At 37.3% G+C, this 13,291-nt stretch carries 10 protein-coding genes; 5 read left to right on the plus strand and 5 right to left on the minus strand.

Annotation, left to right across the window (positions count from 1 at the left end):
* Positions 1-194 precede the first annotated feature (194 nt).
* From H1P_RS35785 to H1P_RS05405, 3 genes are all read right to left on the minus strand, one after another.
* A complete protein-coding gene (locus H1P_RS35785; protein ID WP_186375851.1) occupies positions 195-365 on the minus strand; it encodes a hypothetical protein in 171 nt (56 codons plus the stop codon).
* 205 nt (positions 366-570) lie between these two features.
* Positions 571-1,596: an ABC transporter permease gene (locus H1P_RS05400; protein WP_144864907.1), complete on the minus strand. Its 1,026-nt coding sequence runs from the start codon at positions 1,594-1,596 to the stop codon at positions 571-573.
* A gap of 118 nt (positions 1,597-1,714) precedes the next feature.
* Positions 1,715-1,978 carry a DUF7219 family protein gene (locus tag H1P_RS05405; protein WP_144864909.1) on the minus strand — a complete coding sequence of 88 codons (264 nt, stop codon included), beginning with the start codon at positions 1,976-1,978 and terminating at the stop codon, positions 1,715-1,717.
* Between the two features lie 287 nt (positions 1,979-2,265).
* On the opposite strand from H1P_RS05405, the gene purC reads away from it, so the two are divergent.
* The 3 genes from purC to H1P_RS05420 all read left to right on the plus strand — a co-directional run bounded on the left by purC (position 2,266) and on the right by H1P_RS05420 (position 6,593).
* Positions 2,266-2,988, plus strand: coding sequence for a phosphoribosylaminoimidazolesuccinocarboxamide synthase (purC, locus tag H1P_RS05410; RefSeq protein WP_342799533.1), 723 nt, complete (start codon positions 2,266-2,268; stop codon positions 2,986-2,988).
* Between the two features lie 301 nt (positions 2,989-3,289).
* Positions 3,290-5,806 carry a BamA/TamA family outer membrane protein gene (locus tag H1P_RS05415; protein WP_425461524.1) on the plus strand — a complete coding sequence of 839 codons (2,517 nt, stop codon included), beginning with the start codon at positions 3,290-3,292 and terminating at the stop codon, positions 5,804-5,806.
* A gap of 406 nt (positions 5,807-6,212) precedes the next feature.
* Positions 6,213-6,593 carry a hypothetical protein gene (locus H1P_RS05420; protein WP_144864915.1) on the plus strand — a complete coding sequence of 127 codons (381 nt, stop codon included), beginning with the start codon at positions 6,213-6,215 and terminating at the stop codon, positions 6,591-6,593.
* A gap of 51 nt (positions 6,594-6,644) precedes the next feature.
* Here the strand turns inward: H1P_RS05420 and H1P_RS05425 are convergent, their stop codons facing one another.
* Positions 6,645-7,076 (minus strand): hypothetical protein, encoded by a 432-nt coding sequence (locus tag H1P_RS05425; protein WP_144864917.1) that lies wholly within the window; start codon positions 7,074-7,076, stop codon positions 6,645-6,647.
* 734 nt (positions 7,077-7,810) lie between these two features.
* Between H1P_RS05425 and H1P_RS05430 the strand changes: the two genes are divergently transcribed.
* On the plus strand, positions 7,811-10,033 hold the full coding sequence (locus tag H1P_RS05430) for a GumC family protein (RefSeq protein ID WP_144864919.1): 2,223 nt from the start codon (positions 7,811-7,813) through the stop codon (positions 10,031-10,033).
* Between the two features lie 140 nt (positions 10,034-10,173).
* The gene (locus tag H1P_RS05435) at positions 10,174-11,460 is read left to right on the plus strand and encodes an O-antigen ligase family protein (protein WP_144864921.1); all 1,287 of its coding nucleotides are present in this window, start codon (positions 10,174-10,176) and stop codon (positions 11,458-11,460) included.
* Positions 11,461-12,020: 560 nt separating this feature from the next.
* Here the strand turns inward: H1P_RS05435 and H1P_RS05440 are convergent.
* Positions 12,021-12,971 (minus strand): glycosyltransferase family 2 protein, encoded by a 951-nt coding sequence (locus H1P_RS05440; protein ID WP_144864923.1) that lies wholly within the window; start codon positions 12,969-12,971, stop codon positions 12,021-12,023.
* Between the last annotated feature and the right edge of the window lie 320 nt (positions 12,972-13,291).

The raw sequence follows: 13,291 nt of genomic DNA on the forward strand, positions 1-13,291 counted from the left end.
CAAAGCGGGAAATAATTCACTCACTTGGATTTTTGGCGCAATAAGAGTTAAAGGTTTAAGTTCCATACGATTTCGGTTACGAATACTCTCATTAACTCATCTTTTAGCTTAACCGAACAGTATTGGGGCTAAAGTTTCCTCAAAAAAAACGACCTAAATGGCTCTATTTCTGGGTACAAATTGCTTTGATTTGGCTACCAACTATCGTTTAAATCTGGCACATAACGATCTTCATAGTTTTCAATTAAAACCCCAATAACCTCCATTAATGAAGCCAGAGGATGAGATTCGTCTTCTCCCACTTCATCTATGTAAAACGCAATGGAAATCTCAACCAATAAAATAATTAATAGTGTACCTATCATGAAGAAAAACTATAAAGCGATCGCACTTTTCAAACTTAACTGCTAAAATACTTTATAGTTATCTCATCATCAGAACTATGGTTACATCAGGTAAAAAGCTTATCATCGAAGAATTCTTTATTTAGCAATGAATTCGCGATCGCGAATTCATTGCTAGTTATGACAGTAATCACTATATTAAAGTATGGGGAATCAAAGATTGTATCTAATATCTAATTCTCGGATCGATATAAGCATTAATTAAGTCGATCGCAATACTAGCAAAAACCACAATAATTCCGAAAAATACCATAATACCCTGTACTGTGGGATAGTCTCGTAGTGAAATCGCCTCGTACAAACGGTTCCCTAAACCTGGCCAAGAAAAAGTTACTTCTGTTAAAACTGCACCACCAAGCAAAGCAGCAAAGGTTAAACCCAAAACCGTAATCACGGGAATTAGGGCATTTTTAAAAGCATGAGAGATTAAAATAGTTTTTTCAGGGATTCCTCTAGCTCTAGCTGCTTCCACATAGTCTGCTTTGAGGGTTTGCTTTAAATTAACCCTAACAATGCGCTCAAAAATCCCACTCAAGAGAATTCCCAAAGTAACACTAGGAAGAATCAAATAATAGAGTGTAGTACCCAATAACTCGATATTTCCTGTTAATAAACTATCTATAGTGTATAAACCCGTAACGTTAGGGGGAGGAGTCACATTGATAGGGAACCTTGTTCCCAAAGGAAACCAGCCAAGCTGTACGGCAAAAATTAACTGTAATACCATCCCTACCCAAAATAAAGGTAGAGAATAGGTAATAATACCAAATAAACGCCCAAAGATATCAAATATCGTACCAGGTTGCGAAGCTGCGATCGCGCCTACTCCAATACCTACTGTCACCGCCACTACCATACTAAAAAAAGCTAACTCTACCGTAGCGGGAAAATACTGTTGAATTACATCCCATACAGGTAAACCTCTACTTGTAAGGGAGCTACCCAAATCAAACTGAAATAAATTACCTAAATAATCAAAATATTGAACTATAAGAGGTTTCGTTAAGCCTAATTGTTCTCTTAAAGCAATTTTCGCCGATTCTGGTGCGCGAGTCCCCAAAATTGCATCCGCAGGATCTCCTGGTGTTGCTCTTAATAGCAAAAATACTAAACTGGCTATGGTTAGCAACATTAAAGGAGCCAAAAGCAAACGAACAAAAATATAGTATTGTAACGCCCTTGAACGAGACATTCTTAAAATTCAGTTATTGGTTAACAGTTCCATCCCGTCTCATCAAGCCAGATAGTATCAAGCGGGATAATATTATCAGTTATCAATTATTACTCAATAGTTGTCAACTATAGCTGAGTTAAGAATTTTTTCCTTCCTCAGAAGTATGCTTCCCAATATTTAACGCTTTTTTACTACGCTTGAGTTCTTTCCACAAAGATTTAATTTGTTTATATGCCTCATTGGGAGGTAATTTGCCTCCAGTTTCTAAATTACAGATGTAACTAATTTGTTGAGCAAATTCTTGTAAATTGGCATTAAAAACTAAATTCTTTGGTTGAACTTTGCCATGATAAGGGCTTCGGGGATATAAAAAATCATTCTTATCGTTGTTGTTAATCATAGTTGATTCGTGGGTTTATTAATGATAATTTTGGACTTTTTAGAGATAAAATCGTTCAGACACTCAAATTCATTCGTTAAATCAGAGTTATCCCGTCGTAAAAGTGATGGACTAATGCATCCTATAGGAAACAAATGTCTTACAGATTTATTCTCTGTTGTGCCTACTGATATTAAATACCTCTATTAGTTGGATGTCATTACATCTTCTTATTTTAGTCGATCTTAATTTTACATTAACCTTCTCTTAACCTTAAAGTATCTCAGGAGTAATTTTCAATGTCAAAAATCGCCAAACTATACGAAGGAAAAGCCAAAATACTCTATTCAACAGAAGATCCTGAAATTTTGCTCTCCGTTTACAAAGATGACGCTACAGCTTTTAATGCTCAGAAAAAAGGCACAATCAAAGGTAAAGGAGAGATCAACTGCACCGTTGCTTCGGCTTTATTTCAATCTTTAGAGACTAATGGTATTGCTACCCATTACATTGACTGTCCTACTCCCAATCAAATGCGGGTTAAAGCCGTGAAAATAATTCCTGTAGAGGTAGTAGTCAGAAATATCGCTGCGGGTAGCTTGTGTCGGCAAACAGGGTTAAAAGAGGGAACAGTGTTACCCTGTCCTTTAGTAGAGTATTATCTTAAAGATGATGATTTGGGCGATCCTTTATTAACACGCGATCGCCTGTTCTTATTAGATATTGTAACCGAAGAGCAACTATCTACTATCCATAAGATGGCATTAAAAATTAATCAGCATCTTCAAGAATTTTTTAATCGCTGTCAGATTACTCTGGTAGATTTCAAACTAGAATTTGGTTTTGATTCCCAACAAAAAATCATTCTGGCTGATGAAATTAGCCCTGATACTTGCCGTCTTTGGGATCAAACAGAAACCGATCCCCAAGCTAGAGTAATGGATAAAGACCGTTTTCGTAAAGATTTAGGTCAAGTAGAATCAGCTTACTCAAAAGTTCAAGAAAGAGTTTTAGCTGCTCTTAATATATAGTAGCTATTAGCAGTTAGCCTTGAGCCGTTAGCTATGAGGTTTACTCTTTTAAAGGTTAAAACTACCACTATTCACTTTGATACAAACTATCTAATAGTTAATAGCTGCTTTAGGAACAACTATCACATAAAATTAGTCACGATTGCTGAGTGTGGTACAGCAAATTAACTGGTACAGCAAACTAAACTGTACTCAATCGATACATGAGACAAAAAAACTGTTCAATGATAAATGTCCAATGAACAATGTTAAAGTATTGATTGCTTTATTGGGTGTGTGGAAAAATCTGAGGATCAAAACAGTGCGTTTATCTCCTACTCTTGTAACTATCTTAGTAACATCATTAAGTTGCAATGTTACTTTATCTGCCAAAGCAGAAACTCATGACCAAGAACCAGTTGAAGAAATTACTCCAAAAACAAAAATTTACCCAGTCAAACAGCCTCCTTTACTGGTTGAAAGACCTATAGTATTAACAAATTCAGCAGATATAGTATTACCTCAACAAGAGATAGTAGAAATAGAGCCGAAGAAAAACAATTTAGGAAACTCTCACCCTAATTGTAGGACAAAAGTAGCTACTAACACCCCACAATGTAATTCTCAACGTAAATCTTTGACTACAAAATACCAAGATCGAGACACTAACAATGGGGCTAATAAAACCAAAATAGTAGCTCAAAAATCTTCTGGAAAGACTACCACTCCAAAAAATCAAATTTCTTCTAAAATTGCCACAAAAGAAGCTCTGGCATTACAAAATTCTAGTCTATCTGTAACTCCTTCAGAAGAGACACAACTCTTAAATCATCAAAGTTTTTCTAAAATCGCGACAACGAAAACTTTAGTATCACAAAATCAATTTCCCGAAGAAACTCCTGTACCGGAAAATCAAATCCCTATTGAAACCCCGACTCCCGAAGAAACTCCTGTACCTGAAAACCAAATTCCTATCGAAACCCCCACACCAGAAGAAACCCCTACACCAGAAGAAACCCCCACGCCTGAAAACCAAACCCCTACAACCTCTCAAGAACCCAGAGTATTAGTAGCAGAAGTAGCTGTAGTAGGTGTAGAAGAAGAATTACAGGATATAGTTTATGCCAACATTAATACCGAACCAGGAAGAACTACTACTCGTTCTCAGCTTCAAGAAGATATTAATGCAGTTTACGCCACAGGCTTGTTTCAAAACATCGAAGTAACTCCAGAAGATACGCCTTTAGGGGTTAGAATCACATTTTTGGTTGAAGCAAATCCGACTTTAAGTCAAGTTATTATCGAAACCATTCCTCCCGATGCAGAACAACAAGTTTTGCCTCCAGAAAAACTAGAGGAAATATTTAGCGATCGCTATGGAGAAATTCTGAACTTGCGAGAACTCCAAGATGGCATCAAACAAGTTAATGACTGGTATTCCGAAAATGGTTACGAACTCGCTCAAGTTGTGGGTTCTCCCAGAGTAAGTCCTGATGGTACTGTAACCCTGGTTGTTGCAGAAGGAGTCATCGAAGATATTCAAGTCCGATTTTTTGATGAAGAAGACGAACCTACAGACGGAAAAACTCGTGACTTCATAGTGACCCGTGAAATTGAACTCCAATCAGGAGACATCTTTAAACGAGATACAGCACAAAGAGACTTACAACGAGTATTTGGTTTAGGTGTTTTTGAAGATGTACGTCTCTCCTTTAGCCCAGGAGAAAACCCCAGTAAGGTAATTGTCAATGTAGATGTAGTAGAAAGTAGTACTGGTTCGGTAGCTGCTGGTGCTGGTTTTAGTTCCTCCAGTGGCTTGTTTGGTACAGTCAGTTATCAACAACAAAACTTAGGTGGCAATAATCAAACTCTGGGAACAGAGTTTCAGTTAGGGGAAAGAGAATTACTCTTTGATGTTAGTTTTACTGACCCCTGGATTGCTGGCGACCCCTACCGCACCTCTTACACCATTAATGCTTTCCGCCGTCGTTCTATTTCTTTGGTATTTGACGGAGATGACGATGATATCAGAACTGAAGATGGTAATGATAGCCCCAGAGTAGTTCGTACAGGAGGAGGAGTTAACTTTTCTCGTCCCATATCCCCCACTCCTTTTGAGCGAGGAGAATGGACTTTATCTACAGGTTTTCAATACCAGCGTGTCAGCATTAAAAACGAAGATGGCGACGTTTCCCCTATATCAAGAGATGAGGATGGAAGTGAAAATCTAGCATTTAGCGATAGTGGTAACGATGATTTATTTATTTTCCGCGTTGGCGCAACTCAAGACAAACGAAATAATCGTTTACAGCCTACTAGTGGTTCTCTACTCCGTTTTGGTGTCGATCAAACCGTTCCCCTTGGTTCTGGATCGATCTTTTTCAATCGTTTTCGGGCTAGTTATAGCTATTATGTTCCTCTAAATATAATTCGTTTTACAGAAGGGCCTCAAGCTTTAGCTTTTAATGTTCAAGCAGGAACAGTTTTAGGGGATTTACCCCCTTACGAAGCTTTTGTCATTGGTGGTAGTAACTCGGTTCGTGGTTTTGCAGAAGGAGAAGTTGCTAATGGCAGAAGCTATTTCCAAGCCACCGCAGAATATCGTTTTCCTATCTTCAGAATTGTTGGTGGCGCACTATTCTTTGATTATGGAACAGTACTCGGCACAGATGCAGATGTTCCTGGCGAACCTTCTATTCGCAGAGAACTCCCTGGAAGTGGTTTTGGTTATGGATTGGGAATTAGAGTTAATTCTCCCCTAGGCCCAATTCGAGTAGACTATGCGATTAATGATGATGGAGACAACCGCATTCATTTCGGTATTGGTGAAAGATTTTAATCGGGTAAAGCTCTCTAAGGAAAGAGGAACAAAATTGATGGTTGATGGTTAATTGTTGATTGCCCACTACTATTGTTTAAAGGTTTTCAATTTTTATCTCACCATGAGGCAATGCCATAAAACTTTCTTCCTTGTTTCAACAATTCTCTTTCCCTGCTCGGTAATTTTTGTCTGGGCGAATGACGGGAGGAAATGCGGTCACGGAAAAGCGCGCTGTCTTACAACAGTCCTCTACGGAGGGAAACCCTCCTGCAAGGCTGTTGCGCTATTCCACTCCCGTGTTGACCATTCCCCCGTACGACTCCTGATTCTTAACTTATTATGATTTGAAAAGCCATTCAACTCACATTTGAGGGGATCATCTACACTGGAATTAATAAAAGCTAGTAGAAATGACAGTAAAATTGTGAACAATCGCTTTAATAAACTATTACAATACGACTTCTCTGGATTAGGTTGTTGGCTAACCATTATTGCCATTGCCCTCCTTACTAGTTCTGTTGGTTTGGGCTGGATTATCAATGGCTTTTTTATTTTGGTTGCTTTGGCTTTTATTGCTCCTATTCTGATTTTTTGGGGGGTGCAATGGTGGCTAAAACTTAATTTTGTTCAAGATAATTGTCCTGTATGTAATTATGAATTTACAGGATTTAAAAATTCGGAATTTCAATGCCCTAGTTGTAGTGAACCTTTAAAAGTTACAGATGGGCATTTTGCTCGCATCACACCTCCTGGCATAATAGATGTCGATGCAGTAGAAGTCTCGGTACAGCAAATTGACGAGTGATCCCGCGCTTAATCTAGGCGTAACCGAACGCGCGATTCGTGAAGAATCAAATTAATTTTTATCCGTAGATATCCTAAGAGTAAATTGGTGACGTTCTCCATAGCGATCGCCAATATAAACATTATAAGTTCCTGCTTCCCAAACGCCAGATATTTCAGGATTTAACCCTGTATTCATATCTCCTAAAACACAAAAACTATCATCTGCTTTTGGTCCGATAACTAAGAGAGTGGGTTGTCCTCCGTTAACTTCGACAAACATTCGCATATAGTCAATGCGATTCGATAAAGATAATGTATAACTGGGAGTATTAGCCACAAAACCACAGTTTTTACTGTCCACTGGACCTCCAGAGTTACCCCGAATAGTCTGGTTATGGGTATCTGATTTTGGTGCAGCTAGTGTTGCACTGTTACTAAAAGTACTAGCAACGATTGTGAGCAACATTATAGTTTTCATCCCAAAGGCTAACCAAAATTTCATATAATTCATATTAAAGACAACAGCAAATACTAGGAAAAAATTAGTAAACTAGTGAACTAAGTACAGAACATCGCTCTATATGAGCGCGATTATGGCAAAAAGAGGTTTTGAAGAAAAACTTCAGAGACTTCTGTTTATTTTTAGCCTGTATTCTCTTAATCAATACCTAAACTTCCAATTTCAGCTTAATAAACAATGAGACGCGATGATCCTCAAGTAGTTCCAGTTTATCAACAGTCACTTATTAGTAGTTCTGCTGAGCATTCCAGATTCTCGAAAAAAAATTGCGAATAGATTAAGAGATAACAGAAAATAAGAATAGTCTGTGTTAAACCATATTTAGTATTGAAAGTTGATTTTTTGGCACTAAGTTTCTCCTTCTAGGAGCTTAGTGTAATTAAATAGAAAATAGTAAAAAAGATTATTAGGAGTAAGCAACAAATAACAAAATTTTAGAATCTTTTGTGTATACCTACTCAGTAACTTTTTCTAGTCCTATATTTTTAGGAATATTTGGCTAGCAATATTTAATTTAAAATGGTATTTTATTATCAACAGATCGATTTTATTTGATTTAGGCAAGCTTAAAAAAATTATCGATTTATTCATGATTTTTACGGACAACTTTACTGAAACTTTAAACATTACCCTGGTTTTATAGATTATAAATTTCTATATAAGGGAAAAAATAACAGAATATCTATTTATAACTAATCGGCAAAATAGTTGGACTTATGGTAAATTCACTGACAAATAATGGTGGTTCGCAGCCAGATAATTCTTATCCTAATTATGGGTTAGAGGAATCTAGAGAATCTACTGATATTGAAATAGCAAGTTATTTTCAAAAATTAAAAAGACGATGGAAGCCAGCTTTAGCAGTGTTTTTACTGACAGTGGTAAGTACTTTTGCTGCCACAAGTCTCCTAGAAGAAAAATATCAAGCTGAAGGAAAGATACTTTTTAAACAAAAAAACAATCTGCTTCCCGTAGGAGAAGGGGTAGGAGAACTTACAACTTTTCTTAACAACCAAACTCCTCTTTTAACCCAACAAGAAGTAATTTCTTCAGCACCAGTCCTACAACAAACTATCGAAATTCTTAAATTAACTAATGAAGAGGGAGAAACTTTAACTGCCAAAGATTTGAGAAGGAAGCTACAAGTCGGTCTGGTTGGTGGTAGTGATGTTATTGAAATTATTTATAAAGACTCAGATCCCATTCAAGCATCTCAAGTAGTTAACACCTTAATGGATGTCTATATTAAAAATCAAGTTCGCAGTAACCAAGCAGAAACGGAGAATGCAGACAGTTTTGTAACCACGCAAATTCCTCAAGTGGAAGACAAACTGAAACAGAACGAATCAATACTTCAAGAGTTTCGCACTAAACATAAAATTGTCGATCTACAAGAAGAGAAAAAAGTCTTAGTTGCAGAATTAGGAACTTTAAATCGCCAAATTGCCACTACAGGTTCTCAGCTAAAAGGGACTCAAGCACAAACAGCAAGTTTACAAAAGCAATTGGGTCTTAGTTTAAATCAAGCGATCGCTGTTAGTCAGTTAGGTAATTCTCCCACAGTTCAAAGCATACTTACCGAATTAGGTAATACCGAAATTGAATTAGCCCAGGAAAGACAAAGATTTAAAGACTCTCATCCCAGTATTTCCAGTCTCTTAGAAAAAAAAGCTAACCTTCGTCAAGACATAGAACAACAAGTGGCTCAAGCCGTAGGTACGGGAGTTAAAGTCTCTGATGGCTTGTTACAAGATAATCGTTTCCAAGAAAATCCTTTAGAAAAATTTATTAACCTGAAAATTGAAGAACTTAGCCTACAGCAGCAACTAAGCTCTACCTATGATTACCAGCAAGCTTATCTCAAAAGAGCCGAACAACTACCCAAATTGGAACAAAGAGAAAGAGAGATTAACCAAAAGGTAGAAACAGCCCGCTCAACTTATGAAAACTTGTTGAGTACTCAGCAAGAGTTACAAATTCTGCGTAACAAGCAAACGGGAAATGCGGAAATTATCGAACAGGCGATCGCCCCAGAAAACGGCAGTACTGGTCGTATGGCATTAATGTTGTTAGGTATCCTCATGGGTCTACTACTATCTAACCTGACAGCGATTTATCTGGATATGCAAGACCGCACTATCAAAACGATCGCCGACATCAAGAAAAAATTACCTTATAAAGTATTAGGTATTGTCCCTATTAATGAGCTATCCGATAGACAAGGAGTTCTTGTGCAACAAGAGCCTGATTCCTATGCCAGCGAAACTTATCGTATGATTCAGGCAAACTTGAAATTTATGACCACCCAAAGACCCCCCAAAGTGATCTTAATTACAAGCTCTGCACCAGGAGAAGGAAAATCTACCGTGACAGCTAATTTAGCTGCTGCGATCGCTCAATTAGGTCGACGAGTTCTTTTAATTGATGGTGATTTACGCAAATCATCTCAACATCAACTATGGGGAGTTAGTAATCAAGTCGGCATCAAAGACCTTGTAACTAATCAAGCATCCGTGAGAGATGTCGCTTCTAAACCGATGGCAAAGCTAGACCTCCTTACTTCAGGCATGATTCCTCCCAACCCTTTGGCACTGTTAGACTCTAATGAAATGGGCGAGTTAGTTGCTAAAGCACGCAAAGAATACGACATTGTGTTAATTGATGCTCCACCCCTCCCAGTTACCGCAGATGTTTTAACTATTAGCAAATTGGTAGATGGCATTGTCTTTGTCAGTCGCCCTGGAGTTATAGAACACGAAAGTGCGGAACTGGCAATAGAGGCTTTAGAATCAACTAGACAGAAAGTTCTGGGTATGGTTATTAATGGTGTTAATGGCAAAGAATGTGACCGCTACTCTTACTCAGCGAAGTACGGTAAGGGTTATTTTTCTGATAAGAAATCCTCAGACAAGACTAAATCTTCAACAATAACTGTTTAAATTGCTTTCATTATTGGTCAGTTTAAAAGGTAATCGTTTTTACTCTCTTTTATCTTTTACCGACTAAATTAATAATCGTGATTAGTTCTAATTAGGCGTTGCCTGTTCCCTTTAATCTTCCTAGACATAGTTTTCACTCCATGTTGAACACTCCCTCTTCGTTATTCAAAAATTTTGAAGCAATCTTTGTGCGATTGTCTCTATTTCATATGTCTAGTGCGCTGTTCCCCTTGATTCTTTCAGGGGGTGCTAGTGAAGGAGATGGAGTTGACATTAATACTGTTGACCTATCTTTAATAGCCAAGATCAATCTTCTGATTTATTTTGTTGCCTGTGTTTTGTTAGTATTACGCTGGAAAAAAGTTCTAATTTTTGCTTCTAAAAATATCTTTTTTTGGCCATTTGTTATTTTTGCCTCTTTTTCTTACTTTTGGTCATCCATGCCAGATGATACCTTTAGAGGTGTTGTTTATGGTTTAGGAACTACTGCTTTTGGAATTTATTTCGCTAGTAGATACAACCTCAAAGAACAATTAAATCATCTAGCATGGACTTTAGGATCGATTCTTGGTTTAAGTACTTTATTTGCGATCGCTATTCCTCATTATGGCATAATGGCGGGAGTTCATGAAGGTGCGGTTAGAGGGATTTATACTCACAAAAACGTATTTTCTCCCATAATCGTATTATCTGTAGTTGTGTTTTTCTTACAGGCTATCGATGCCCAAGAAAAAAAATGGTTGCAGTGGGGATTATTCGTTCTGAGCATCGCTTTTGGTATCATGTCCCGTTCTAGTACTGCTTTGGGACTGATGGTGGTGATGTTATTTCTTTGCTTATCCTACCGCGTTTTTCGCTGGCGATATGAAATTTTGGTTTCAGCTATCTTGCTAATTTTAATTGTTGGCTCTGGCGGACTTTTATGGTTTGTTGAATTTGGCGGTGCCGAGCTTTTATTCGATACTTTAGGAAAAGATGCAACCTTATCTAGTCGGACAGAAATTTGGGCTTATGTTTGGGATTCGATTCAGTTAAAACCCTTGTTAGGTTATGGTTTAAATGGCTATTGGCATGGTTTAGATGGACCTTCTGCTTACGTACAAAGAGCAATGAGAGTCAGAGTTCACTATGCTCACAATGGGTTTTTGGATATTTGCGTCAATTTTGGCTTTATTGGTTTTACTTTATTTATTGCTAATTTGTTGTTGGTTATTAGTAAATCATTATCTCTATTACGTAAAAGTAATGCTGTAGCTGGTTTTTGGCCTTTACTGTGGTTAACATATCTTATTTTGACTAACTTGACAGAAGGTAGTTTATCTAGCCTTAACACGATGACTTGGGCATTGTATACCACGGTTAGTTTCTCTTTAGCAGCAATTCGTGAGAACAAAAGAGAAATAAATTTTCAAAGAGCATCAATTTAGGCGTTGTATTTTTATGGATTGCTAGAGGCTTAAGGCTATAAAAAAATAGGGTTGGCTGATAACAATTCTCATTGTTGGACTTTTGTCCCAAAACTCATTGCTAATTCGGGATATTTAAGAGTTACGTAGCCCACGTATAGTACCACCGCTAAGCACCCACACTTTTATACTCTTACCCCACAAGGGTAGGTTTTTGACGAGTGAACCTGCTGTCTATCACGGATATATCGAAGTGTCTATCACGGATACCGCTCCGCATATATCCCTTTAGGGACACCGAAGGGATAAGGTTTCCTCGTGCTGTCGGAACGCCCTAAAGGACTCGCTCCCCGTCGCGCGACTCGCGCGTCGTGACTTTCAATGGTTAAATTGAGTAGGGAAGAGCAGGAAATGGGAAAATAGGGCGGATTTTTTGAAGATTTTAACCTGACACTTATAGAGATAAAATTCAAAAAGCCGAAGCAAGCTACACCAAACAAAATGTGCAGTATCTTCGACTAGAAGGAAAAGTTAAGGAAACAAAAACATAACTTTAGAGACTTTTTTTAACGACAATCTCCTCAATTTGATGGACTGTACTCTGATGAAGCAGTAATATTTTTGTATTCTTGATAATAAAGGTTTAATAAACCCCCCAAAGTTCCCAAACCTCGAAAAATATAGAGTAGAGCTTTGGCGATTGCAACTTTCCCCAATAATAAAGAGGGTATTAATCTTAAAAGACCAATCATAATTAGGGCTAATCCTTTGATGACACGTATCGATTGAAGAATCAAAGAAGGATATAGCTCTCTCTCATAAGAACTGTAATTGCTCCAAGTACGATAACCACGGAATAAAATCCATTTGAGGTTGGTACGAGAATAAGGAATCCAATCATCAACAACTGCCTCGTCTGCCCAGACAATTTTGTATCCTGCTTTATCGAGGGTTAAAAATAAGTAAGCATCTGAACCACCAGCAATGGCAAAACGGTTATCAAAAACAGGATTTAATTGACGAAATATTTCTGCTTTGACTAAAACATTATTGGTAAAAGCTACCGATTTTTGTTCTCCTGTGGGGAAACGAGGAGGAGTAAAAAATCCGCCTTTAACGATCCAATTGGGAACTTTTTGATCTGGAAAATAAGGACTTGTTGGTCCTGTAACAATATCTGCTTTATACTCTTTTTGTACTAATAATAAAGTTTCTAACCAGGAAGGTTTTGGTATTTCATCATCATCTAAAATAGCGATAAAGTCAGCGTCCTCAGAAGCTAGAGATACTGATTTATTACGGGCATAGGTAATACCCCGTTGAGTTTCTACATCTGTTTTGAGTGTCCACTGAAATCCTGGTTGTACCTCGGCACAAATTTGAGCAGCCAATCCAGCAGTGTCATTATCAACGACTATTACTTCAATATCAGGACGCTCTATTTTTTCAAAGACTAGTTCATTTAAACCTTTTAATAAGCGTCGCAATCCTCGATCTCTTTTATATGTAATAACGCAAACAGAAATTAGCATAATTGGATAAGAGCTTTTAATTAATAAAGTAGTTAATGTGTATTAAGCTAGCATACCAACGTACTATAATAGTAATGAAGTATGCTTGTTAGATAATTTAATGATAAATAGTAAAGATCGCGTTTATCGAATGGGTAAAGTGCAAAATTAATCTTGGAAAAGAAAAAGGAAGGTTGACGAAGAAATATCAACACACGGAAGAATTAAAGTGTATCTTACAAGTATGAAGACTATTACATACTTATTATTATACATACTACTCTTAACTTTTTTTCTTGGTTTAACTTTAGAACTTTAGACTATTTTTTCTCTTGGCATTA

Source organism: Hyella patelloides LEGE 07179 (assembly GCF_900659865.1).
Taxonomy (GTDB): Bacteria; Cyanobacteriota; Cyanobacteriia; order Cyanobacteriales; family Xenococcaceae; genus Hyella; species Hyella patelloides.